Below are 24,054 nucleotides of genomic sequence, written 5' to 3'. Positions count from 1 at the left end.
CTTAACACAGGTCAGCCGAAAAGCCGCGCCTGGGATTGCGCCGCGATGTCGTCGGAGAACTGCGAAACCCGCGTGTACACGCCGGGCTTGCCCGGCTTTCCGCATCCGTCGCCGAAGGACACGATGCCGATCAGCGTGTCGCCCTCGACGAGCGGGCCGCCGGAGTCGCCCTGGCACGCGTCTTGGCCGCCTTCGGCGTACCCGGCGCACACCATGCTCGCCGGAGCGTAGGTGTCGTAGGCCGATTTGCAGGTGGAGTCGCTGACCAGCGGCACCTGGGCGCTGCGCAGCACGTCCGACCGCTGCCCGCCCTCGGAAAGGCGGCCCCAGCCGAGCACGGTCGCCTTCGTGCCTTCCGCGTACAGCGACTGGTCGCTCTTGTCCGCGAGCTTCGCCGCGCGGTAGGGCAGCCGTCCGCGCACGGTCAGGACCGCGATGTCGTTGCCCTTGGTCGGGTCGCTGTAGTCCGGGTTCACCCAGACCCGCGAGACGCCGAGCTCCACCCCGTCGTCGCCGCGCTTGTCCTGGCGGCCGGCGACCACGTGGACCGACGACTTCGGCAGGGCTTTCGCGCAGTGCGCGGCGGTCGCCACCGCGGACGGGCTCACGATCACCGCGCCGCAGAACTGCGAACCGCTCTGGTCGGTGAGGTACACCGCGTACGGATGGTCGGCCAGCGACGCTTCGCCGCCGCCGACGATCCGCGGCTGCGCGTGCGAACCCGGGTCGGACGGCGTCGAGGCCCAGGCCGAACCGACCGGGACCGCGATCGCGGCGGCGAGCAGCGACCCCGCCGCGAGCAGGACCGGACGACGGAACTTCGCGGGCATGGGCTTTCCCTTCATCGGCACTACGACAGCACAGCCTGGACGCGCTCGGGAATCAACCGGCTCCGGCGCGTGCACACACGGCCGCGATTACCCTAAACGGGCCAAGCCCAAAACGGTGTCACTGGAACGGGTGGACTCTCTATACACCGAGCGCATTCGCTTAGCTGGGGGCCATGCGACGGAAAACAGCCGCGACAGCCAGCGCGCTGACAGTCTTCTTGCTGGCCGGATGTGCCACGAGCACCCCAGCGGCACCCCCGCCGAGCCCGTTGACCGCGCCGTCGGCGCCGCCCAGCCCGACACTTCCGGCAACTCGGACAGCGACGAGCGCGCCCCCCGTCACCTGGCAGGTGGGTGCCCATCCGCTGCCGCTGCGCCCAGACGGCTTCGGCGAGATCCGGCCAACTCCACCTGAACTGGTGAACCGCTCGCTGCCGACTCAGGACTTCCTTCCTCCGCCGACGAGCACCACGTACACCGCGAAGATCGCCGACGTCCCCGACCCCGTGCTCAAGCGCAGCACGTGGCAGGCCGCCTGTCCGGTGTCGTCGGCCGATCTCCGCTACGTCACGCTTTCCTTCTGGGGCTTCGACCATCGCGCGCACACCGGTGAGCTGCTGGTCAACAAGGACGCGGCCTCGGCGGTGGTGAAGGCGTTCAGCGAGCTGTACGCGCAGCAGTTCCCCATCGAGGAAATGCGCGTCACCTCCCCCGCCGAACTCGACGCACCGCCGACCGGCGACGGCAACGACACCAGCGCGTTCGTCTGCCGTCCGATGCGCGGGCAGAAGAACTGGTCCGCGCACGCGTACGGGCTCGCGGTGGACGTCAATCCGTTCTGCAACCCGTACACCAAGGACGACCTCGTCGTCCCGGAGCTGGCGTCCGCCTACGTCGACCGCGCGAACGTGCGGCCGGGGATGGCCACCGCCGGCGGCCCGGTCGTGCGCGCGTTCGCCGGGGTGGGCTGGCAGTGGGGCGGGGCGTGGACCTCGCCGGTCGACCGGATGCATTTCACAGCCAACGGCGAGTGATCCGGGAACACCCGGGCGGGGCGCGGGAGTTGACTAGGCTGGCAGCAGACCGCTTTCGGGAAGGACCGCCGTGCCGCACTACGACCTGGTGATCATCGGGACCGGATCGGGCAACTCGATCCTCGGGCCGGAGTTCGCCGACCTCCGGACGGCCATCGTCGAGAAGGGCGTGTTCGGCGGGACCTGCCTGAACGTCGGCTGCATCCCGACGAAGATGTTCGTCTACGCCGCCGACGTCGCCGCGACGCCCGCGGGCAGTTCGCGCTTCGGCGTGGACGAGGAGCTCACCGCGGTGCGCTGGCCGGACATCCGGGACCGGATCTTCGGCCGGATCGACCCGATCGCCGAGGGCGGCGCGGAGTACCGCGAGAACCACGAGGACAACCGCAACGTCGACGTCTACCGCGGCGAGGGCCGGTTCACCGGCATGAAGGAGCTGCGCGTCAGCTTCCCCGACGGCCGTCCGGACGAGGTCGTCACCGCCGACCGGTTCGTGCTCGCCGCGGGCGGGCGCCCGGTGATCCCGGACGTGCCGGGGCTCGCCGAAACCGGTTACTACACCTCCGACACGATCATGCGCCTCGACGCCCTGCCGGAGCGGATCGCCGTGCTCGGCGGCGGCTACATCGCGGCGGAGTTCGCGCACGTCTTCGCTTCGTTCGGCGTCGCGGTCACGATGGTGAACCGCTCGGGCGCGCTGCTGCGGCAAGAGGACGCGGACGTCAGCGCCCGGTTCACCGAACTGGCTTCGCAGCGGTTCGACGTCCGGCTGGACCGCAAGACGGTCCGCGCGCGCCGCACGGACAACGGGGTCGCGCTGGATCTCGAAGGCCCGCAGGGCGCGGAGACCGTCGAGGCCGACCTGATCCTGGTCGCCACCGGCCGCAAGCCGAACTCGGATCTGCTCGACGTGGCCGCCACCGGCGTCGCCACCACCGAGCGCGGGCACGTCGTGGTGGACGACTACCAGCAGACGTCCGTCGAGGGCATCTACGCACTCGGGGACATCTCGTCGCCGCTGGAGCTGAAGCACGTCGCGAACCACGAAGCCCGGGTGGTGCAACACAATCTGGCGCACCCGGACGACCGGATCAAGGCCGACCACGGGTTCGTGCCGCACGCGGTGTTCACCTCGCCGCAGGTGGCTTCGGTCGGGCTGACCGAGGCGCGGGCGACCGAACGCGGACTGTCCTTTGTGGTCTCGAAGCAGGACTACGCGGGCATCGCCTACGGCTGGGCGATGGAGGACACCACCGGTTTCGCGAAGCTGCTGGCCGACCCGGCGACCGGACAGCTGCTGGGCGCGCACATCATCGGCCCGCAGGCGTCGACGGTCATCCAGCCGCTGATCCAGGCGATGAGCTTCGGCCTCGACGCGCGGTCGATGGCGCGCGGGCAGTACTGGATCCACCCGGCGATGCCGGAACTGGTGGAGAACGCGCTGCTGAACCTGCCGCTCGACTGAGCCTGGGGCTACCCAGAGTTGATCTCGCGGGGAGGCGATTCCCGAATCGGGTAACAAGGATGTCGCGTTGTTACTGTTCTCGCGGAGGTGCGGGGACTGACATGACCGACATGATCGCCGGGGAAATCGTTGTGGCCGCGAAGGATTTGGCCGCTCGCTGGAGCGAAGTCACGGATCTCGAGCTGATGTTCGCCGTGCGGCGGGCGGAACTCGGGACGACGGCCGCGACGCAAGCGTTGCTGGAGGAGCTTCGGGCGATGCCGTCCGAACGGGCCGCGGAATGCCTCGCGGTCGCGGTGGCCGCGCTCGACGATGTGCGGCGCACCGGGCAGCTTCCCGGGCCGGTGCTGGAGGACGCGGCGCTGGCGAGTTAAGGGACTTCTGCTCGCGGGGAGTGTCCACAGTGGGCAGATCCCGTCGGCACCACCGCCGCCAGCAGATACCCGATGTCCTGCGCCATCTCTACAGCCACGCCAAAAAGTGGACCACCAAGGCCCAGCTTGGCGGCACGACCGGGCGGCCCGGCGGCACAGGAGGAAACCCCACCTGCCCCTCGGGGCTCAACTTGCCGCATTACCCCCTGAGCAACCTAGTGGTGATTCCGCGCAGCCGACCGCCGAGACGGGCTGGGCGAAGATCGACGTTGCCTTCGCTCACGCCAGCTGGTGTTCCGCACCCGTAGAACGGGAAGCACTGCTGTGCGAACGACGCGCCGTATTTCGGCCTACGTTGGGGGGCGCGACCGTGACCGCTCCGCCGCTTGCGTCGGCCGAGGCGTGGAGGTACGGCGACGATCGCCCGGACTTCGATGTGGATGCAGGCTTCGACCCGGTGTCCGATGGGCGCGCCGACGGCAGAGGAGTTCGACGCTGCGGCTCGCAGCGCGGGAGAACCGGATTGGGCTGCACTCGCTGAACTGGCCGAAGAGGCGGTGCCCGGCGAGTGAGCCGACATTTCGACAGCGGCGCGGGCAGCACCAGACCACCCCGCAACGCTGGAACTGTTCCGCCACGCCCGGCCGAACTTGCTGGGACTCAACGAAAACGGGCGGCCGGTAACCCACCGGCCGCCCGTTTCCCGTCAGATCAGACGAAGCGGCGTCGCCCAGCCAACCCGCCGAAGATCATCTGCGTCACCATCACCACGAGCAGCACGATCAACGACACCGTCCAGCTGCCCGTCGCGTCGTGCAGCAGACCGAACACGAACGGCCCCACCGCGGCCAGCAGGTAGCCGAAGCCCTGCGCCATCCCCGACAACCGCGCCGTCTCGGCACCGCTGCGGGCTCGCAGCGCGATCACCGTCAGCGCCAGCGAGAACACGCTCATCCCGATCCCGAGCAAGACGCTCCACAGCAGCGGCGAGAACCCGGGCGCGATCACGAGGCCGAGCATCCCGGCCGCGCCGAAGACGCCCATTCCGACGATCCACGGGCTCTGGCTCTTCTGCCGCGCCGCGATCGGCGGGATCACCAGGCTGATCGGCACCGCGATCACCGAGATCAGGCCGAGCAGCAGACCGGCGTCGGCCTTGCTGACGCCCGCGTCGATGAAGACCTGCGGCAGCCAGCCCATCACGACGTAGGCGATGAACGACTGCAGGCCGAAGAAGATCGTGACGATCCACGCCAGAGGGCTGCGCATCAGCGACCGGGCGCGAGCGGCACCGGCGGCCGGGCGCGGCGGGCGGCCCGCGCCGCGCGAAGCGATCAGCCACGCCACCAAAGCGATCGCCGACAGCGCACCCCACGCGCCGAGCGCGGCACGCCAGCCGCCGAAGGCCGATTCCAGCGGCGGGCTCAGCGCGGAACCCGCCGCGCCGCCGCCCTGCAGCGCCGCGGTGTAGACGCCGGTCATGAGCCCGACGCGAGCTGGGAACGAATCCTTGATGACCACCGGGATCAGCACGTTGACCAGCGCGATTCCCGCGGTGGCGATGAGCGTGCCGCCGAGCACGACGTACGGTCCGTCGAGCACCCGCACCACCAGGCCCGCGGTCAGCACCGCCAGCGCGAGACCGATCGCCGGGCCGATGCCCAGGCGGCGCGACAGCACGGGCGCGGCCAGACCGGCACCGGCGAAGCACAGGCCGGGGAGGGTCGTGAGGATGCTCGCCCACACCGCGGACGCGCCGAGGCTTCCGCGCATTTCCGAGAGCAGCGGGCCGACGCTCGTGATCGCCGGCCGCAGGTTCATCGCCGTCAGCACCACCGCGACCGCCAGCAGCACGCCGCCGGCCACCACGCCCGGCCGGCGACCGGCGGGCGCCTCTTCCTCGATGCTGCCTTCCAGTTCGAGCTCGAGCCGGTCGGAATAGGTGGCGGTGGACACGGCTCGAGAGTCTCGGGAATCGGCGGACATGTGCGCTACTATTTCATACGTAGGATGATTGGATGAAGGGATCAGGCTGTGCCGTTGGCCACCACCCGCCGTGCCGGACTCGTCGACCAGGTCATCGATCAGCTGCGCGAGGCGGTCACCGCGGGAGAATGGCCGATCGGGCACCGGATCCCGACCGAGCCGGAGCTGTCCGCGCAGCTGGGCGTCGGGCGCAACACGGTCCGCGAGGCCGTGCGCGCGCTGGCGCACACCGGGATTCTTGAGGTCCGCCAGGGCGACGGCACGTATGTGCGGGCGACGAGCGAGGTGTCCGGCGCGATCCGCCGGCTGTGCGGGACCGAACTGCGCGAGGTGCTGCACGTGCGCCGGCTGCTGGAGGTCGAGGGCGCCCGGCTGGCCGCGACCGCGCGCACCGAGGAGGACGTGGCCGAGCTGCGCGTCCTGCTCAACCGGCGGGACACCGACTGGGACGAAGGCCGCCTCGACGATTTCGCCCGCAGCGACGCGGAATTCCACCAGGTCGTGGTCCGGTGCGGGCACAACGGGCTGCTGCTGGAGCTGTACCGCGGCCTGATGGAGGCGATCACCGCGAGCGTGGCGTCCACTTCGGACAATCCGGAGCACGCGGAGATGATCCGGCACCGGGAACTGGTGGACGCGATCGAAGCGCGCGACGCGGACCGGTCGGCCGCCGAGGCGGCGGGGTTCCTGGACGAGCTGATCGCCCGGGCCGAGGGCTTGTGATCAGTCGTTCATCGGGTTGATCGCGGCGAGGACTCCGGTCAAGAGGTCCGCGCCGCGACGCGTCCGCTCGTCAGCGTCCTGTCACAGCGCATTCCCGCACGGGTGCGTCCGCGGCGGTATAGATCCAATCCTGATCAGGACCGCCACCGCGGCGCGTCTCGCCTCGGCGTTCACGACGGCATTCTCACGGAAGCGTCAGGATCTCCGCACCGTCAGCCGTCACGACCAGGGTGTGCTCGAACTGGGCGGTCCACTTCTTGTCCTTCGTGGTGACCGTCCAGTCGTCGCTCCACACGTCGTAATCGATGGTGCCGAGCGTGATCATCGGCTCGATGGTGAAGGTCATGCCCTCTTCGATCAGCGTCTGCACCGAGGGCTCCTCGTAGTGCAGCACCGTCGGCGCGGTGTGGAACGCCGGGCCGACGCCGTGGCCGGTGAAATCGCGCACCACTCCGTAGCCGAACCGCTTCGCGTACGCCTCGATCACGCGGCCGATCACATTGAGCTGGCGGCCGGGGCGGACCGCCTTGATCGCGCGTGCGGTCGCCTCGCGGGTGCGCTCGACCAGGAGCCGCACCTCCTCGGAGACGTCGCCGGCCAGGAAGGTCGCGTTCGTGTCGCCGTGCACGCCGCCGATGAACGCCGTCACGTCGATGTTGCAGATGTCGCCGTCCTCGATCACGGTCGAGTCCGGGATGCCGTGGCAGATCACCTCGTTCAGCGAGGTGCAGCACGACTTCGGGAAGCCGCGGTAGCCGAGCGTGGACGGGTACGCGTGGTGGTCGAGCAGGAACTCGTGCACCACCTTGTCGACGTCGTCGGTGGTCGCGCCCGGCTTGACCGCCTTGCCGCCCTCCTCGAGAGCCTGCGCGGCGATCTTCGACGCGACCCGCATCGCCTCGATGACCTCGGGCGTGCGCACTCCGTTGCCGGTGTCCCGTTTCGGCGCCGGCCGGTCCACGTACTCGGGGCGGGCGATGTCGGCGGGGACGGCACGGCGCGGCGTCTGGACGCCGGGCTTCAACGGGGCGCGAACGGACATGACCCCAGACTACGACCTCGCCCGGCCGCGGCGCAGCCAGCTCAGAACAGCACGGTCGCGTACTGCCCGACCTGCTGGAACCCGATCCGCCGGTACGCCGCCAGCGCGGGCGCGTTGAACCCGTTCACGTACAGGCTCGCGGTCCGGCCGAGGCCGTGGACCAGGCGATTCACCACCGCGGCGGTGCCCGCGGTGCCGAGCCCGCCGCCGCGCCGGTCCGGATGCACCCACACGCCCTGGATCTGGCCGACGCGGGCGGACATCGCGCCGATCTCGGCCTTGAACACGACCTCGCCGTCCTCGAACCGGGCGAACGCGCGGCCGGTGGAGATCAGTTCGCTCACCCGGGCGCGGTAGCTGGCCCCGCCGTCGCCCGCGCGCGGGTCGACGCCGACCTCCTCGATGAACATCGCCACCGCCGCGGGCAGGTAGCGGTCGAGTTCGTGCGGGCGGACGGTGCGGACCTGCGGATCGGCGGGCACCAGCGGGTCGCCTTCGAGGGCCATCAGCGGCTGGTCGCCGCGCACCTCGCGGGCCGGCCCCCATTCCGCCGACAGTTCGTCCCAGAGTCCCAGCACCTGCGGCGCGGGCCCGACGAGCGAGGAGCAGGTGCGTTGCCTGCGCAGGGCCCGGTCGGCGAACGACCGCAGCGCCGAAGCGTTGCCGCGCAACGGGATCAGATTCGGTCCGGCGAAGCACAAACCGGTGAGCCGTCCGGCGCGCACCGGACGGGCGTCGGCCGCCCACAGCTCGCCACCGAGCCGCCACGGGTCGAGACCGGCCGCCTCGACCCGGGCGCTGACCATGCAGCTGCCCACCGGGTCGGCGGCGAGTGCAGCGCGCACCGCCGGATAGTCCCGATCATCGAGCAGCCGTGCACCTGCAAGCCGCAACACGGAGTCCAGAGTGCCAGATGAACCGGGTGAACGGAACGCGAGGCAGCCGACACGCTGAGATGAACGGCCCTCGCACCCGAACGGCGGCGCCCCGGCGGGCTCCGCCACCGACAGTGCTCGGATCGGGTGCGCGCAGGCCGAAGCGCTCCGGAGGTACCCCGCCCGGGCACCTCCGGAGCGCTTCTCCTCGGGCGTCCGTGAAGGACTCCCTGAGGGAATCAGAGTCCGTGAAGGTTCCCTTCACGGACGGCTGGCACGTCCGCGTCCTCCGCGGCTCAGTGATGCCGCGGAACCAGGTGCAGCAGCCGCGAAGCGTGCGGTGCCAGCGTCGCGGTGAAGCTGTCCCGGCTCACTCCCAGGTTCCGATGCGTCCACAGGTCCCGCACCGCCGCCGGGCCGCGAAGCCCCAGGTCCTGCCACGACGCGGTCACCGGGGCCTCCGTCGAACCCAGGTTGAACAGCGCGACTGTCACCCCGCCCCGGCCGTCGGGGCTGAACCACACCTGCTGCTGGGTCGCCTGCGAAACCGGACGCGCCGCTCGGCCCGCCTGGTCGACGGCCAGCACCTCGCGGTTGGTGAGCAGTTTCAGGTCGTCCGGGTCGAGTTTCGTCAGGTCGGTGCCGAGCAGCAGCGGAGAGGCTTCCATCGCCCAGAGCGTCATCACGCTTTGCCGCTCGTCCGGGGTGATGCCGTTGGCTTCTCCGTTGCCGATCTCGATGGAGTCCAGGTCGTTCCAGTGGCCGGGACCCGCGTATTGCGTCCACTTGGGAGCGTCGGCGAAGCGCAGCTTGACCCGCACGTCCCAGTTCGTGAGGCCGACGCAGTGCGAGTAGCACTCGATGTCGCCCTCGATCCGCCAGCCGTTGGTGTAGCGCTGCCAGGTCGCGGCCTCGGCGATGCTGAGCGAGTTCGACAGTTCCACGTGGATCGGACGGCCGGTGGCCTGGATCGCCGAGTGCCACTGCCGGATGTCCTCGCGGTTGTCCGCGGGGATCTTTCCGCCGCCGGGTCCGACGAAGTCCATTTTGATGTAGTCGACGCCCCACGAGGCCAGCTGCCGCGCCTGCGAGCGGACGTACGCGGCCGCGCCGGGCTTGCCGAAGTCGAGTTTCGCGGATTTGTCGTCCGCGGTGTTGCCCGCGCCGGGCATGACGATGTCGTGCACCCGGTACGGCGTGCCCTCGATCGGCGAATCGGCCGCGACCGCTTGCGCCGGGACGCCGGGCACCAGGTAGATGCCGAATTTCAGGCCGCGCTGGTGCAGGTACCGGGCCAGCGAGGCGATGCCGTTCGGGAATTTCTTCGGGTCCGGCGCGACCCGGCCGAACTCGTCGACGTGGTCGTTCCAGCCCGCGTCGATGTTGATGTAGCGGTAGCCGTAGGCGGCGAGCCGGTCGTGCATGACGTCGGCTTGCGCCTTGATCGTCTCCTCGGTGAACTTCCGGCGCAGCGCGCTCCAGCTGCTCCAGCCCATCGGCGGCGTTCTCGCCACCGGCGTCCAGGACTCGATCGACTGACTGTCCGCGGCGGCTGTTCCCGCCAGCGCACCGGCCAGCACCGCGACCGCCGCGGCCAATACACCGATCCGACTTCGCTTCATCGCGACCACCTCTCCCGGGGATCGCTTCGTTGTACGCGCGCCGAACCGGGGTCAGCAATGATTCATCGGATCACTGACCGCTAGCCGGGACGGAACCCGCCGACCGGATCAACCCTGTTCACCACCGTGAATGTCGAGAATATCCGCGAGCACCCTCTCGACACGATCGCGAATAGATCCTATCTTTCTTGCGGCGCAGACTCGCGTCGTTCACTGGCGAACACGGAGGTCCCGGATGAAGCTCAGACCAGCGCGCCCGAACGGGAGGCGCGCACTGGGGCTGGCCGCGGCGGTGCTGACCGCGACCGCGCTGCTGCCTGCCGGCGCCGCCGCCGCGTGGCCGGGCAACCAGGACCTGTACGTCTCGCCGTGGGGCAACGATTCCGGGTCCGGCGCCGTCTGGTCGCCAGTGCGCACGCTCCCTCGCGCCCAGCAGCTGGTCCGGCAACGCGCCGCGCACCTGAACTCCGACCTGACCGTGCACGTAGCCTCCGGCACCTACCGGCTCGACAAGCCGCTCGAACTCGACGCGGCCGATTCCGGCACGAACGGCCACCGGGTCGTCTGGCAGGGTTCGCCGGGCACCGTGGTCAGCGGCGGCAAGCAGGTCAACGGTTGGCGTCCGGTCGCCGGACGGCCGGGGCTCTACTCCGCGCCCGCGCCCGCCGGACTGGACAACACTCGCCAGCTGTACGTCGACGGCGTCCGCGCGCAGCGGGCGTCCGGACGGCTTCCGGTGACCGTGCAGGCGACCGACACCGGGTACACCGCGTCCGCCGACACCATGGCGCACTGGCGAAACCCGAGCAACCTCGAACTGGTCTACACCAGTGGCGAGCAGCTGTGGAACGTCGAGCGCAACGGGCTCGGCCAATGGACCGAGCCGCGCTGCCCGGTCGCCTCGGCAACGGGCACGACGATCACCATGGCGCAGCCGTGCTGGGACAACTCGACCCGTCGCGTGATGTTCGCCGACATCCCCGGTCGTTCGGTCAACATGGTCGGCCCCGGCGATCTCACCAACGGGCGGCAACCGTCCTATGTGGAGAATGCGTTCGAACTGCTGGACACTCCCGGCGAGTGGTACCTCGACCGCTCCGCGCACACCGTGTACTACCTGCCGCGCAAGGGCGAGAACCTGCACTGGGCCGACGTCGAGATGCCCGCGCTGGAGAAGCTCGTAGACGGCCGCGGCACCGCGGAGAAGCCGATCCACGACATCTCCTTCCGCGGCATCCAGTTCTCCTACGCGACCTGGCTCGAACCGTCGTCGCCGGAAGGGTTCTCCGAAATCCAGGCCGGCTACCGGATCACCGGCGAACGCGGCTGGGCCACGCAGGGCCTGTGCCAGTTCACGCCGGGCGGTTCCTGCCCCTACGCCGACTGGACGAAGGAACCCGGCAACGTCTCGATGTCGCACGGGCAGCGGATCGAGTTCCAGGACACTGTGTTCGCGCACCTCGGTGCCGCTGGTCTCGACCTCGGCGAGGGCGCGCAGGACAGCAGCGTGTCCGACAGCGTGTTCACCGACATCTCCGGCAACGGCGTCGAAATCGGCGGGGTCAGCAAGCCCACCGCCGCTGGCGCGGACCTGACGACGCGGGTCAAGGTGACCAACAACCACCTGTACGGAATGCCGCGCGAATTCACCGGCGGGGTCCCGATCGTCAACGGGTACTCGCAGGACAATGTCGTGTCGCACAACCAGATCGACCACGTCGCGTACTCCGGCATCTCCATGGGCTGGGGCGGCTGGCCGGACAAGATCAAGCAGGCCGCGACGGCGAACGTCTCGCGCAACAACGTGGTGTCGAACAACCTGATCCACGACTACATGCTGTCGCTGGACGACGGCGGCGGCATCTACACCCAGGGCATCACCGGCCCGTCGCAGGCCGAGGGCGAGAAGGTGACCGGGAACGTCATCTACGACCAGTGGGGTCTCGGCAAGTCCGTCTACACCGACAACGGCTGCACCTACGAAACCGTTTCCGGCAACGTGCTTTACCACGCGGCGTACGCCAACGTCGCCTCCACGCACGTGGACTACCGCGACTCGCTCGGCAACAACGACCCGACCGTCATCTCCGGGAACTACTGGGAGCAGGGCGATCCGGACGGCGACAAGAAGGGTGTCATCACTTCGGGCAACCACCTGCTGAACAACCCGGCCGCCGCGCCGAAGTCCATTGTGGACAACGCGGGCATCGAACCGGGCCACCGCTCGGTGCTGAACCGCCGGATCGACGGCGCGTCCGCTCCGCAGGCTCCGACGCGGATCGGCACCTTCTCGGTGTCCGGCCAGCTGTACGCGACCTGGAACCCGACGGTCGCGGAAAACGGTGCGCCGGTGCAGGATTACCTGCTGACGGCTTCGGACGGCAAGCACAGCGTCACGGCTTCGGTGTCTGCCAAGGACTTCGCACGCACCGGGTACACGGTGATCCCGAAGCTGACCGACGGCCAGACGTACACGGTCACGGTCGCCGCGCGCAACCGGTTCGGCACTGGCCTGCCGTCGCTGCCGTCGGCACCGGTCACCGTCGGGCAGCCGGGCACCCAGCTCGCTGCCGTCCCGACCGGGGCGAAGGCGCTGCCGAGCGCTGACGCGGCGAGCATCCACTGGACGCCGCCGAAGGAAACCGGGTCGACCCCGGTGATCGGCTACCGGATCACCGTGTCCGACGGCCGCACCATCGAGGTCACCGGACGCGACGCGATCGTCAGCCAGCCCACGCAGAAGGGTATGACCCGCGTCGTGGACGGGCTGAAGTCCGGCACCGCGTACACATTCACCATCGCCGCCATCACCGGAACCGGTGTCGGCCCCGCGGTGACGGTGCAAACCACCACCGCGTAACCCGGGGATCGGCGCGTACCGGACCTCCCTGCCGGTACGCGCCGATCACCCTATTCGGAAGGCTCTTCGATACGCCCCCGGAGTCGTTCCCACCTGCGCCCGGAACCGGCGTCTCAAGTTCACCGCCGACACCAGGCCGACCCGCGCCGCGATCGCCTCCACCGGCAGGTCCGTCTCTTCCAGCAGCCGCCGCGCCTCCGCCACCCGACGGGACAGCAGCCACGCACCCGGGCTCGTCCCGAGCTGATCCGCGAAGCGGCGGGCGAGCGTCCGCGGGGAAATCCTCAAGCGGGCAGCCAAATCCTCGACCGACAACGGCGTGCCCAAGCGTTCTCCCGCCCAGTCGAGCAGCCCGTCCAGCGCATCCGTGGATGCTTGCCGCGGCACGTACTGCACCTGCCCGCCCTCGCGATGCGTCGGCATCACCATGTGCCGCGAGATGAGCGCCGCGTGCGCCGCCCCGTGGTCGCGCCGGACCAGATGCAGGCACAAGTCGATGCCCGCTCCCGCGCCAGCGCTCGTGGCGACATCGCCGTGATCCACGTAAAGCACGTCCGGTTCCACTTGCAGTTCCGGGAAATCCCATTGTAGCTGCTCGATCCTCGCCCAGTGCGTCGTCGCCTTTCTTCCGTTCAGCAGCCCGGTCTGGGCCAGCGCGAAGGAACCCGAGCAGATCGTGACCAGCCGCGCGCCTCGTTCGTGCGCGCGCAGCAACGCCCGCCGCACCTTCGGCGAAAGCGGCGTTTCGACGGGCGTCCACCCCGGGATCAGCACTGTGTCCGCTTTGGACAGCGCCGAAAGCCCGCTGGAGACGTGGATTTCGTATCCGGCCGTGGTCGGCACCGGGCCGGGATGCTCGGTGCAGACCTCGAATTCGTAGTGCTGCGGCACCCCGTCCCGGGTCGTGCCGAACACCTCCACGCCGCAGCCGAGCTCGAACGTCGACTGCACCGGCTGGACGAGAGCCACCACGCGATGCATGGCAAGAAAATACCCTATGACGTCTTTCCTGACACTGTCCCGCGTGCGCCGGGGAAGCCAAGCTGGGACCCATGCACCCCGAAATCCTTGCCCAGCCGGGCTACACCTCGGTCCCGGTCGACGAAGCCCCGGTGAAGGACCTGTTCCCCGGCATCCGCCTCCGCCCGCTGTGGAAGGGCGAAAACGGCGCGCACGCCAACGTCGTCGAGTTCGACCCCGGCAGCACGTGGCCCGACCGCGACGTGCACGAGCCCGGTTCCGAAGAGGTCTTCGTCGTCTCCGGCGTCTTCAACGACGGCGCCCGCGACTACCCGGCCGGCACGTTCATCCACGCCCCCGCCGGCTCATGGCACGTCCCCGCGACGGCGACCGGCTGCACTCTGTTCGTCTTCTACCCCGAGGGCTAAGCGCCCCGATAACTCCCGACCGTCCAAGCATTCCCTTCAGGATCGCGGACGGTGAACGTGTGCGAGCCGTAGTCGGTGTCGTGCAGCTCCAAGCTGATCTCGGCACCGGCTTCGCGCACGCGGGCGTAGATCTCGTCCACACGATCCGAGACCACGTACACGGCGCTGGCACCGGGTTTCATCTCGTCGTGCACGCCGTCGGCGGGGCCGCCGCAGCTGCCCAGCATCACGGCGCCGCCTTCCGGCCAGCGCAGTTCAGCGTGCGTTACGCCGTTCTCGCCGGGTACCACGAGGGCTTCCTCGAAGCCGAGGACGTCGGTGAGGAAACGGATCGCGCCTCGAGCGTCGTTGTAGCGGAAAGCGGGCCAGACTGTCGGCTGTGGTGTCATGCCAACGATTCTGCGGCGGGGGTTGTGGTCTCGTCTTGGAGAAACGGGAGCTGCGACGTTGAGAAGGCGATGCCGCAGCTGCCCACCCCGACGCTGTCAGAAGGGTGGGCCGTTCAGATTCGTCCGACAACCTGGCGCGGACGACTGGCCAGGACACGGAGTCGCTCAAACGGGATCGTCGTCGTCGCCCTGATACCCCAGCGCCGGAAGCTCCTCCGCCATCCACGTCCGCGGCGAGCAGCCCGCCAGCGCGCGCCACTCGTTCGAGAAGTGCGCCTGGTCGTAATACCCTGCCGCGTAAGCAATCCCGGCCAGATCACGATGCCCAGCACGCAACAACCGAACCGCGTGCTCGAACCGCAGCACGCGCGCCGCTTGCTTCGGGGCCAGTCCCAGCTCGGCGCGGAACCGCTCCCCCAGATGCCGGCGGCTCCAGCCGACCTCGGTCGCCAGATCTCCGACGCGCAGCAACCCGCCGCTGCGGCGCAGCTCGTGCCACGCGCGGTCCAGCTCCGGCGGCTGCTTGGCGGGTTCGATCGCCCGCGCGGCCAGCACCTCGTCGAGGATCTCGAACCGGGTACGCCAGTCCTTCGCCGAGGCCAGCCGGTCCGGCAGCTGGGCGAGGTCGCCGCCGAAGTCGGCCAGGTCGGTCACCCGGCCGGTCAGCTCCGCGGACGTGACGCCCAGCAGCGTCCGCGCGCCCAGCGGATCCAGCTCCAGCTGAACGCCTCGCTGCACCCGGTCCTGCGTGATCAGCGCGGGTTCGGTGTGCAGGCCGCCGACGACGCTCTGCAGCACTCCGGCTCCGTCCAGCCCGGCGTACCGGATCGGCTCTTCGAGGCTGATCACCAGCGTGATGTGCCGCGACGGCAGCCCGCGGTGCACTTCGAGGGTGACGTTCTCCTGTGCGTAGCCGACGTAGCGCGTGACCAGGCCCCGCAGCGCCGGATGCGGCGGACGGGCGGCCCAGCTGTGACTCACGTGACCAGGCTAGCCCCGGAGGCGGGCGAATTCTGCTACCACGGGAGAGCGGTCCCCACGATGAGGAGAAGCCCGATGACGATCCAGGAACAGGCGCAGCAGCTCGAACTGCTGGCCGACCAGGTGCCGACCGGAATCGCCCTCGCCACGAAGGACGAGCTGGTAGATCTGCAGGCCCAGGTGCTCGGCCTGCTCGGCGAAACCGGCTCCGCGACGGCGATCCAGGGGTCGGTGCAGATCGCGATCCGGCAGATCGACGAGGTCGCGGCCGCGCTGGAAAACGTGCGGCTGCAGATCCGCGAAGCCGCGCAACATCACCTGCGCGGCTGACGTGGCCCGATGGAGAGCCCAGTCTCTGGCCGCGCACGCCGGTGAGTTCGCCTCGGTCGCGCTGACCAACGTCGTGCGCGAGTATCCGCACTACGAGAGCCACTGGCGCCTCGACGACGCTCCGGTTCCGGCGATCCGCGAGCTGCATCCGTGCTTCTACGGCAGCTTCGACTGGCATTCGTGCGTCGAAATGTTCTGGGTGCTGGCACACCTCCTGCGCCGGTACCCGTCCCTAGTCCCGGCCGACGAGATCCGCGCCGTGTTGAATGCGCACCTGACCGAACCCGCGTTGGCCGCCGAAGCCGCCTACTTCGCGCCCGAGCATCACCGCACGACGCAACGCCCGTATGGCTGGTCGATCCTGCTGGCACTGACGATGGAAACCGCCACCTGGGACGACCCTGACGCCGCGCGCTGGTCCGCCGCGCTCCAGCCGTTGAGCAGGCTTTTCGTGATCCGCTTCCTCGACTGGCTGCCGAAGGTCACCTACCCGATCCGCTACGGCCTGCACGAGAACGGCGCGTTCGGGCTCTCTCGCGCGCTGCCGTACGCCGGCTACCTGGCGTCCCGGGGTGAACCGCGGCTGCGGGAGGTGATCACCGAAACGGCCTGGCGCTGGTTCGGCCCGGACCGGGATTACCCCGGTGCCTGGGAGCCGTCCGGAGCGGATTTCCTCGCCCCCGCGCTGGCGGAGGCTGAGCTGATGAGCCGCCTGATGCCCGCCGCGGATTTCGGGGCCTGGCTGGAGGGTTTCCTGCCCGGGATCGCCGACCGGAACCCGGCGGCGCTCTTCACTCCAGCGGTGGTGAGCGATGCTTCCGACGGGTTGATCGCCCATCTGCACGGGCTCAATCTCCATCGCGCGTGGTGCTGGCGGCGGATCGCGGCGGCGTTGCCGGAGGGGGACGGCCGGGTTGCCGCTGTCGAGGCGGCTTCTCGGGAGCATGCGGATGCGTCGTTGCCGCAGGTGACCGAGGGGCCGTATGCTGTGGAGCATTTTCTGGCCTACTACGCGCTACTTCTGCTGCGCGACGCCGAATAGCGGCACAGTGTCGGATCCCTGGTTGCACATCGAAGTGCTCGACGGAGAAGCCCCGGCGAGCGCCTGGCGCTGCACCTACTCCGACGCGTTGCTCAAAACCGCGATCATCGACCACGCCGTGCGATGGTCGTGGCGGACGCATGAACACGGCGTCGTCTTCGAGATCGCCTTCAAGACCGAGGCCATCCGCGACGAATTCTGCGACCAGCCCGCAGTAAAAGGAGCGCTCGACGCCGTGCCGGATCCGCACCACGGGCTCACCATCACCCCCGGCGGAGGTGACTAGCTCTCCGGCAACAGCTCCCCGTGCCCCGCCCGCAACCCGTCCAGCGAAACCCGCAGCAACCGGTTCCACATGTGCGGACGGCACTCATCGGTGAACTGCGCCGCATACCCCAAAGAAATCAGCAACAGCACCAAATCATCCGTAGTGACCCCAGGACGCAACAACTCCGCCGCCCGAGCCCGCAGCTCCTCCAGAACCGCGCGAAGCCGTGGAATCCCCGCCGGATCGGGGTCCGTCCACGTCAGCGCGAAGCTCTCCATGATCGCGCGGTGCCGCGCGCAGCCGGACAACGCCTGCCGATAGAAATCAGTCAGCGCCGCCCACGGGTCCTCCGCTTCGATCGCGGCCTGGTGCGCCGCCTCGGCCCACCGGGAGAAGTCCTGGTCCAGGACCGTCCGGACGAGGTCTTCCTTCTTCGGAAAGTGCCGGTACAGCGTCCCCATGCCGACCCCGCTGCGCCGGGCGATCTCGCGGACGTCGACCGCGGCTCCCTGCTCCGCCATCACCTCGGCGGCGGCTTCGACGATCGCTTCCCGGTTGCGGATCGCGTCCGCGCGCGGGGCGCGACGGCGGACGGGGGTGTGCGGTTCAGCCACGGCCATGCACCGAGCATACTCGCTTATCCGGAGCACCTGCTCCTCCTAGTGTGCTACTTTTCGGAGCAAGTGCTCCGCCTAGTGAAGGAGATGCCGTGCCCATCCTCGTCGACTGGAACACCCGGATCCTCGCCGAGTTCCGGGAGAACGCCGGATATGTCGCCTGGAGCAGTCCGGAGGAATTCGCCGCGGGCCGCCCGGTGCCGCCGCATATGCCGGGGTTTCCGGAAAAGGGGATGCCGCTGATTCTCGTGCACCACGTCGGGGCGAAAACCGGCAAAGCGCGGATCAGCCCGCTGTTCTACCAGCAGGTCGGCGACAACTGGGCCGTCTTCGGGACGCACGGCGGCAGTCCGCGCGATCCGGCGTGGTATCGCAATCTCATGGCGAATCCGCGGACCGTCGTCGAGGCCGGCGAGGAAGAAATCCCGGTCGAAGCGCGGCTGACCGCCGGGGAGGAGCACGCCGCGATCTGGGCGGAACAGATCGCGCTGGTCCCGAAGTTCGCCGAGTTCGAGGCCGCTTCCCAGCGACAGATCCCCGTCGTCCTCCTGGAACGCGTCTGAAAAGCCGTGAGGGGAACCCTGAGGGAATCTGATTCCCTCAGGGTTCCCCTCACGGACCGGGGAAACTCAGCCGACGGTGACGCTCGGCGCGCCCTCGCCGATGCTCTCGCCGGATTCCTCGGCGATCCGCATGGCCTCTTCGATCAGGGTCTCCACGATCGCGTGCTCCGGCACGGTCTTGATGACCTCGCCCTTCACGAAGATCTGGCCCTTGCCGTTGCCGGACGCGACACCCAGGTCGGCCTCGCGCGCTTCGCCGGGACCGTTCACCACGCAGCCCATCACCGCGACGCGCAGCGGGATCTCCATCCCCTCCAGCCCGGCGGTGACCTGGTCGGCGAGCGTGTACACGTCCACCTGCGCGCGCCCGCACGACGGGCACGACACGATCTCCAGCTTCCGCGGCCGCAGGTTCAGCGACTGCAGGATCTGCGTGCCGACCTTGACCTCCTCCACCGGCGGCGCGGACAGCGACACCCGGATCGTGTCGCCGATGCCCTGGCGCAGCAGCGCGCCGAACGCGACAGCGGACTTGATCGTGCCCTGGAACGCGGGCCCGGCCTCGGTGACGCCGAGATGCAGCGGGTAGTCGCACTGCTCGGCGAGGATCTCGTAGGCGCGCACCATCACGACCGGGTCGTTGTGCTTCACCGAGATCTTGATGTCGTGGAAATCGTGCTCGGCGAACAGCGACGCCTCCCACATCGCCGATTCGGCGAGCGCTTCCGGGGTGGCCTTGCCGTACTTCTCGAGCAGCCGCTTGTCGAGCGACCCGGCGTTGACACCGATCCGGATCGGCGTGCCGTGGTCCTTCGCCGCCTGGGCGATTTCCTTGACCTGGTCGTCGAACTTGCGGATGTTGCCCGGGTTCACCCGGACCGCGGCACAACCGGCCTCGATCGCGGCGAACACGTACTTGGGCTGGAAGTGGATGTCGGCGATCACCGGGATCTGCGACTTCTTCGCGATCGCGGGCAGCGCCTCGGCGTCGTCGGCCGACGGGCACGCCACGCGCACGATGTCGCAGCCCGCCGCGGTCAGCTCGGCGATCTGCTGCAGGGTGGCGTTGACGTCGGAGGTCAGCGTCGTGGTCATCGACTGCACCGAGATCGGGTGGTCGCTGCCGACACCCACCGACCCCACCATCAGCTGGCGGGTCTTGCGACGCTCGGCGAGGACGGGCGGGGGCAGAGCGGGCATACCTAACGCGACGGTCACGCTTCCAGCGTACCCACCCCACCCGGGCACGTTTCAACGAAGTCAGCCGAGGCGGTGAGCAGCGTTACCCCCGGTCGGGCGGCCGGGGACGCACTCGTGACCCGGCCGGTGCGCGCGGTTACTGCAGGCGGATCGGATTGACGATGTCGGCCGTCACCGTGAGCAGCGTGACGCCGCCGCCGATCACCACTAACACCATCGTGATCGCGGACAGCTTCGTGTAGTCGACCGGGCCGCCCGCGGGTTTGCCGCGCAGGCCGCGCAGCCAGTCGCGGACGCGCTCGTACCAGACGATCGCGATGTGCCCGCCGTCCATCGGCAGCAGCGGCAGCAGGTTGAACACGCCGATGAAGAAGTTCAGGCTGGCCAGCAGCAGCAGGAAGACCTGCCACAGCCCGGCCTCGACCGCCTCGCCGCCGAGCCTGCTCGCGCCGACGACGCTGACCGGGGTGTCCGGGTCGCGCTCGCCGCCGAAGATCGAGTTGAAGACCGCCGGGATGCGCTTCGGGAAGGCCATCAGCCCGTCCCAGGTGCGGGCGAACATGTCGCCGGTGAACGACGCCGCGCCGCCGAACGCGCCGCCCACGCTGTACTGGATGCTCCGCGCGACGCCGACGCCGACCGCGCCCACCGATTCGGTGCCGCCGTTCGCCGCGGGCCGGGTCACCTTCGGCACGTCGACGACGAACGTCTGCTGCGTCCCGCCGCGCTCCACGACCACCGGGACCGGCCCGGAGACCGCCTTGACCTGGGTCACCATCTCGGTCCAGGTCGGGGTCGGCTTGCCGGCCACCGAGACCACGACGTCGCCGGGCAGCAGGCCCGCCTTCTTCGCCGGGGCCGGGTCGCCGGGCTGGCAGACCGGGTTGTTGACCTGGTCGACCGTGGCGCCGCCGCGCACGCAGTCGGAGATGGTCGAGACGATCGGCTTCTGGTCCACGTTCGGCAGGCCCATGGTCGCGGCCATGGCGAACAGCACGATGAAGCCGAGCAGGAAGTGCGTGATGGAACCGGCCGACATCACGACGGTCCGCTTCCAGGCCTTGAACCGCCACATCGCGCGCGGCGCCTCTTCCGGGGTGACCTCGTCGAGCGCGGTCATGCCGGCGATGTCGCAGAAGCCGCCGAGCGGGATCGCCTTGAGGCCGTACTCGGTCTCGCCGCGCCGGAACGAGAACACCGTCGGCCCGAAGCCGACGAAGTACCGGCGGACCCGCATCCCGAACATCCGGGCGGTGACCATGTGGCCCGCTTCGTGCAACGCGACCGAAACACAGATCGCGAGCGCGAAGAGCACCACGCCGATCACATAGGCAAGCACGGGCCCTGCACCTCACCCCTCAGCCGCGACCCGCGATGCGGTGGCGGCAGGTTTCGTCGTCTTCCACGGCTTCCGCAAGCGGTGAGACCACCCGACAAGTTACGGGTTCGAGTATCCGCCGCCAGCGTGAAACCAGTGTTGCATCGACCGGCGCGGCTTCGCGCACCGGTCGCGCTCAGCTTGCCAGGTCCGGGATGATTTCCGCGGCGGCCCGCTGTCCGGACTCGACCGCGCCGTCGAAGTAGCCGTTCCAGCGCGTCGCCGTCTCGGTGCCCGCCCAGTGCACCGGCCCCACCGGCTGCCGCAGCACCGGGCCGAAAGCGGTCCACGCGCCGGGGGCGAAATGCCCGGAGAAGCAGCCCCTCGTCCATTCCTCGCCGAGCCAGTCGAACTCCACGAAGTCCTGGACTTCCCCGGCCCGCGGGCCGAAGAGCGCGGCGAGGTGGTCGAGCACCAGACGGCGGCGCACCTCGGGACGCTCGCGCCGCAACGCGACGGCGTCCGCGCCGTACACGAAACCCGTCAGCACGGCCCGGGGCGAGCCGGGCGGGGTGTTGTCGACGGTCTCGGTGAGGACGCCGTCGGTCGAGCGGGCGACGCCGGAAAGCCCGGCCTCGTGCCAGAACGGTTCGGCGTAGATCGCGTGGACCTTCAGCGCGGTGCCGGCGGGCATCCGCTGGAAGGCCCCTTCCCGGAGCGCGGGAAGCGGCGGGTCGTAGCGCACCCGCCCGGCGACCGACGGCGGGATCGCGACGACCACCCGGGCGGCCTGCCAGCAGGTGGCGCGGGTGTGCACGCGCGCCGCGCGGTCGTCGTACTCGATCGCCGTCACCGGGTCGCCGAGCCGCAGCGTGCCCGGCGGAAGCGCGGCGGCCATCTGTTCGGCGATCCGCTGCGCTCCCCCGACGATCCGGCTGTCCTGTGCCCCGCCCTCGTACCCGAGCAACGGCTCCACGCCACCAGCGCTGGCGAGGTAGAACAGCGTCTCCAGCAAGGACGTCTCCGCCGCGCTGCCGGCGAGCAGGCCGCCGGACACTACGCGGTCGAGGAACCGGAAAGCCGCCTGCGGCAAGTCTTTCGCGGCGAGCCAGGACGCGAACGTGCACTGGTCCCATTCCGCGGCGCGCGGGCTCGTCCACGGCTCCTCGACGACGATTTCCCGCGCCAGCGCGTCCAGTTCGGTCAGCACCGCAGCAGCTTCCGGCGGGGTGTCCGGCACCCGCTGCCCGCCGTACTCGACCACCATCTCCCCTTGCCCGGGAGTGGGATAGAAGCCGACGTCGTACCGCTCGACCAGCGCCATGATGCGGGATTGGGAAGGGCCGATCCACTGGCCGCCCAGGTCAAGCTGGGTGCCGTCCGGCAGGTACCGGGTGAGCACCCGGCCGCCGACCCTCGGCCGCGCCTCCAGCACGCGCACCGACAGTCCCGCGTCCGTCAGCGCTTCCGCCGCGCTCAGCCCGGCGAATCCCGCTCCGACCACCGCGACATCGACCTCGCCGTAGCTCGTCATGCCGCCAGGATCGGCCGGATCGCCGGGAACCGCGCGCGAACTTCCCCGAACGGGGGACCGCGCTCACCCCAGGAGTTCGGCGGCCCGGGTGCGGGCCCACTGCTCGGCGGCCAGCACGTCCGCGACGTCGCGGGGTTCGCGCCGCCATTCGTCCGCGTCGGAGACCACCTGCGAGACGGTGTCCACAATCGACAGGAATCCGGCCTTCCCGGACAGGAACGCGGCCACCGATTCCTCGTTCGCCGCGTTGTAGACCGCGGGCAGGCAGCCACCAGCGGTACCCGCTTCGCGAGCCAGTTCGACGGCCGGGAACGCCTCGTTGTCGACCGGTTCGAAGGTCCAGCTCGCCGCGGTGTCCCAGGAGCACGCGGCGGCCGCGCCGGGCACGCGGTGCGGCCAGTTCAGCGCCAGCGCGATCGGCAGCCGCATGTCCGGCGGGCTCGCCTGGGCGATGGTGGAGCCGTCGGCGAAGGTGACCATCGAGTGCACGATGGACTGCGGATGCACCGTCACGTCGATCCGCGCGGGTTCGACGCCGAACAGCATCGACGCCTCGATCAGCTCCAGGCCCTTGTTGACGAGCGTCGCCGAGTTGATGGTGATCAGCGGGCCCATCGACCAGGTCGGATGCGCCATCGCCTGCTCGACGGTGACCTCGCCGAGGTCCGCGCGCTTCCGGCCGCGGAACGGACCGCCGGACGCGGTGAGCACGAGCCGCGCGACCTCGTTGTCCTCCCCGGACCGCAGCGCTTGCGCCATCGCGGAATGCTCGGAGTCGACCGGCACCAGCTGTCCCGGCTTCGCCGCGGCGAGCACCAGCGGTCCGCCCGCGATGAGGGATTCCTTGTTGGCCAGCGCGAGCGTCGCGCCGGTGGCCAGCGCGCGCAGCGTCGGGTCGAGGCCCTGCGAACCGGGCACCCCGTTGAGCACCACGTCGACCGGCACCGATTCGATCAGCTCGGCCACCGCGTCGGCACCGGCGAGGATGCGCGGGAGGCGGAACTCGCCCTTGTCGTATCCCCGGCGCTGCGCCTCGGCGTACAGCGCGAGCTGTACGTCTTCGACCGCCGTGGGCTTCGTCACGGCGATGGCCGCTACTTCGTGGGCGATCGCTTGCTCGGCGAGCAACGCCGGGTCGGAACCCCCGGCGGCGAGGCCGGCGATCGTGAACAAATGCGGGTTACGTGCGGCGACGTCGAGCGCCTGGGTCCCGATCGACCCGGTGGAACCCAGCACGAGGACGCTTCGCGAAGTAGTCATCAGCAAGCATTATGGCCCGGGTCGTGTCCGCGCGGCGGCCAGCGGTGTGGGATCATTCGAGGGCACAATGTCAGGCGGTTTGAAGGAGTGGTCGTGGCAGGCAAGGCGGTCGAGAAGCGCCCCGAGGTCGACCCGCGCGACGAGCCGTCGGCGGAGTGGGGCTGGCACGGCTCGTTCCCGAAGGCCACCCGCATCGCGGGCTGGGTGTCCGCGGCCATCCTGCTGGTGATGATCAAGGGCAACCACGAGAACAACACCGAGAACGTGTGGCTCGTCGGGCTGTCGGCGTTCATCGTCCTGCTCCTGCTGCTCGACCTGCGCAAGAGCCGCACCGCCTGGCGCAAGTAAGCCCT

At 69.7% G+C, this 24,054-nt stretch carries 24 protein-coding genes; 11 read left to right on the top strand and 13 right to left on the bottom strand.

Going from position 1 to position 24,054, the window contains the following annotated elements; all coding sequences use genetic code 11:
* Positions 1-11: 11 nt before the first annotated feature.
* Positions 12-830: a S1 family peptidase gene (locus tag ACZ7SW_RS14930; protein ID WP_470230935.1), complete on the bottom strand. Its 819-nt coding sequence runs from the start codon at positions 828-830 to the stop codon at positions 12-14.
* 419 nt (positions 831-1,249) lie between these two features.
* Between ACZ7SW_RS14930 and ACZ7SW_RS14925 the strand changes: the two genes are divergently transcribed.
* The 3 genes from ACZ7SW_RS14925 to ACZ7SW_RS14915 all read left to right on the top strand — a co-directional run bounded on the left by ACZ7SW_RS14925 (position 1,250) and on the right by ACZ7SW_RS14915 (position 3,703).
* Entirely contained in the window at positions 1,250-1,864 is a 615-nt protein-coding gene (locus ACZ7SW_RS14925) for a M15 family metallopeptidase (RefSeq protein WP_470230934.1), read from the top strand.
* A gap of 70 nt (positions 1,865-1,934) precedes the next feature.
* A complete protein-coding gene (locus ACZ7SW_RS14920; protein WP_470230933.1) occupies positions 1,935-3,329 on the top strand; it encodes a mycothione reductase in 1,395 nt (464 codons plus the stop codon).
* A gap of 101 nt (positions 3,330-3,430) precedes the next feature.
* Positions 3,431-3,703 (top strand): hypothetical protein, encoded by a 273-nt coding sequence (locus tag ACZ7SW_RS14915; RefSeq protein WP_470230932.1) that lies wholly within the window; start codon positions 3,431-3,433, stop codon positions 3,701-3,703.
* Positions 3,704-4,414: 711 nt separating this feature from the next.
* On the opposite strand, the gene ACZ7SW_RS14910 is transcribed toward ACZ7SW_RS14915, so the two are convergent.
* Entirely contained in the window at positions 4,415-5,689 is a 1,275-nt protein-coding gene (locus ACZ7SW_RS14910) for a CynX/NimT family MFS transporter (protein WP_470230931.1), read from the bottom strand.
* Between the two features lie 48 nt (positions 5,690-5,737).
* Between ACZ7SW_RS14910 and ACZ7SW_RS14905 the strand changes: the two genes are divergently transcribed.
* On the top strand, positions 5,738-6,412 hold the full coding sequence (locus tag ACZ7SW_RS14905) for a FadR/GntR family transcriptional regulator (RefSeq protein WP_470230930.1): 675 nt from the start codon (positions 5,738-5,740) through the stop codon (positions 6,410-6,412).
* Between the two features lie 184 nt (positions 6,413-6,596).
* On the opposite strand, the gene map is transcribed toward ACZ7SW_RS14905, so the two are convergent.
* From map to ACZ7SW_RS14890, 3 genes are all read right to left on the bottom strand, one after another.
* Positions 6,597-7,454, bottom strand: coding sequence for a type I methionyl aminopeptidase (gene map / locus ACZ7SW_RS14900; RefSeq protein WP_344286078.1), 858 nt, complete (start codon positions 7,452-7,454; stop codon positions 6,597-6,599).
* A 41-nt stretch (positions 7,455-7,495) separates the two neighbouring features.
* Entirely contained in the window at positions 7,496-8,350 is an 855-nt protein-coding gene (locus ACZ7SW_RS14895; RefSeq protein WP_470230929.1) for a GNAT family N-acetyltransferase, read from the bottom strand.
* A 275-nt stretch (positions 8,351-8,625) separates the two neighbouring features.
* Positions 8,626-9,951 (bottom strand): glycoside hydrolase family 27 protein, encoded by a 1,326-nt coding sequence (locus ACZ7SW_RS14890; protein WP_470230928.1) that lies wholly within the window; start codon positions 9,949-9,951, stop codon positions 8,626-8,628.
* Between the two features lie 235 nt (positions 9,952-10,186).
* On the opposite strand from ACZ7SW_RS14890, the gene ACZ7SW_RS14885 reads away from it, so the two are divergent.
* A complete protein-coding gene (locus tag ACZ7SW_RS14885) occupies positions 10,187-12,811 on the top strand; it encodes a fibronectin type III domain-containing protein (RefSeq protein ID WP_470230927.1) in 2,625 nt (874 codons plus the stop codon).
* Between the two features lie 45 nt (positions 12,812-12,856).
* On the opposite strand, the gene ACZ7SW_RS14880 is transcribed toward ACZ7SW_RS14885, so the two are convergent.
* Positions 12,857-13,792 carry a GlxA family transcriptional regulator gene (locus tag ACZ7SW_RS14880; RefSeq protein ID WP_470230926.1) on the bottom strand — a complete coding sequence of 312 codons (936 nt, stop codon included), beginning with the start codon at positions 13,790-13,792 and terminating at the stop codon, positions 12,857-12,859.
* A gap of 71 nt (positions 13,793-13,863) precedes the next feature.
* Here ACZ7SW_RS14880 and ACZ7SW_RS14875 point away from each other — a divergent pair, with 71 nt between their 5' ends.
* Positions 13,864-14,199, top strand: a complete 336-nt coding sequence (locus tag ACZ7SW_RS14875) for a cupin domain-containing protein (RefSeq protein WP_470230925.1) — start codon at positions 13,864-13,866, stop codon at positions 14,197-14,199.
* Here ACZ7SW_RS14875 and ACZ7SW_RS14870 read toward each other — a convergent pair.
* Both ACZ7SW_RS14870 and ACZ7SW_RS14865 read right to left on the bottom strand, forming a co-directional pair.
* Positions 14,196-14,588 carry a VOC family protein gene (locus ACZ7SW_RS14870; protein ID WP_470230924.1) on the bottom strand — a complete coding sequence of 131 codons (393 nt, stop codon included), beginning with the start codon at positions 14,586-14,588 and terminating at the stop codon, positions 14,196-14,198. The genes ACZ7SW_RS14875 and ACZ7SW_RS14870 overlap by 4 nt on opposite strands.
* A 165-nt stretch (positions 14,589-14,753) precedes the next feature.
* On the bottom strand, positions 14,754-15,569 hold the full coding sequence (locus tag ACZ7SW_RS14865; RefSeq protein ID WP_470230923.1) for a helix-turn-helix domain-containing protein: 816 nt from the start codon (positions 15,567-15,569) through the stop codon (positions 14,754-14,756).
* A 75-nt stretch (positions 15,570-15,644) separates the two neighbouring features.
* On the opposite strand from ACZ7SW_RS14865, the gene ACZ7SW_RS14860 reads away from it, so the two are divergent.
* The 3 genes from ACZ7SW_RS14860 to ACZ7SW_RS14850 are packed head-to-tail and all read left to right on the top strand — an operon-like array spanning position 15,645 to position 17,227.
* Complete coding sequence (locus ACZ7SW_RS14860) at positions 15,645-15,899, top strand: hypothetical protein (RefSeq protein ID WP_470230922.1); 255 nt, start codon at positions 15,645-15,647, stop codon at positions 15,897-15,899.
* 1 nt (position 15,900) lies between these two features.
* Positions 15,901-16,941: a DUF2891 domain-containing protein gene (locus tag ACZ7SW_RS14855; RefSeq protein ID WP_470230921.1), complete on the top strand. Its 1,041-nt coding sequence runs from the start codon at positions 15,901-15,903 to the stop codon at positions 16,939-16,941.
* A gap of 7 nt (positions 16,942-16,948) precedes the next feature.
* A complete protein-coding gene (locus tag ACZ7SW_RS14850) occupies positions 16,949-17,227 on the top strand; it encodes a hypothetical protein (protein ID WP_470230920.1) in 279 nt (92 codons plus the stop codon).
* Here the strand turns inward: ACZ7SW_RS14850 and ACZ7SW_RS14845 are convergent.
* On the bottom strand, positions 17,224-17,829 hold the full coding sequence (locus tag ACZ7SW_RS14845) for a TetR/AcrR family transcriptional regulator (RefSeq protein WP_470230919.1): 606 nt from the start codon (positions 17,827-17,829) through the stop codon (positions 17,224-17,226). The two genes, ACZ7SW_RS14850 and ACZ7SW_RS14845, sit on opposite strands and share 4 nt — an antisense overlap.
* Before the next feature lie 89 nt (positions 17,830-17,918).
* Here ACZ7SW_RS14845 and ACZ7SW_RS14840 point away from each other — a divergent pair, with 89 nt between their 5' ends.
* Entirely contained in the window at positions 17,919-18,389 is a 471-nt protein-coding gene (locus ACZ7SW_RS14840; RefSeq protein WP_470230918.1) for a nitroreductase/quinone reductase family protein, read from the top strand.
* A gap of 66 nt (positions 18,390-18,455) precedes the next feature.
* On the opposite strand, the gene ispG is transcribed toward ACZ7SW_RS14840, so the two are convergent.
* From ispG to dxr, 4 genes are all read right to left on the bottom strand, one after another.
* On the bottom strand, positions 18,456-19,607 hold the full coding sequence (ispG, locus tag ACZ7SW_RS14835; protein ID WP_337822568.1) for a flavodoxin-dependent (E)-4-hydroxy-3-methylbut-2-enyl-diphosphate synthase: 1,152 nt from the start codon (positions 19,605-19,607) through the stop codon (positions 18,456-18,458).
* Positions 19,608-19,725: 118 nt separating this feature from the next.
* Complete coding sequence (locus ACZ7SW_RS14830) at positions 19,726-20,928, bottom strand: M50 family metallopeptidase (RefSeq protein ID WP_470230917.1); 1,203 nt, start codon at positions 20,926-20,928, stop codon at positions 19,726-19,728.
* A 175-nt stretch (positions 20,929-21,103) separates the two neighbouring features.
* Positions 21,104-22,441 carry a flavin monoamine oxidase family protein gene (locus ACZ7SW_RS14825; RefSeq protein ID WP_470230916.1) on the bottom strand — a complete coding sequence of 446 codons (1,338 nt, stop codon included), beginning with the start codon at positions 22,439-22,441 and terminating at the stop codon, positions 21,104-21,106.
* 63 nt (positions 22,442-22,504) lie between these two features.
* Positions 22,505-23,701 (bottom strand): 1-deoxy-D-xylulose-5-phosphate reductoisomerase, encoded by a 1,197-nt coding sequence (gene dxr / locus ACZ7SW_RS14820; RefSeq protein ID WP_470230915.1) that lies wholly within the window; start codon positions 23,699-23,701, stop codon positions 22,505-22,507.
* A gap of 93 nt (positions 23,702-23,794) precedes the next feature.
* On the opposite strand from dxr, the gene ACZ7SW_RS14815 reads away from it, so the two are divergent.
* Complete coding sequence (locus ACZ7SW_RS14815; protein WP_452076898.1) at positions 23,795-24,049, top strand: DUF2631 domain-containing protein; 255 nt, start codon at positions 23,795-23,797, stop codon at positions 24,047-24,049.
* Positions 24,050-24,054 lie beyond the last annotated feature (5 nt).

This window comes from Amycolatopsis sp. NPDC114484 (assembly GCF_055633755.1).
This window is presented reverse-complemented; position numbering and strand designations above follow the sequence as displayed.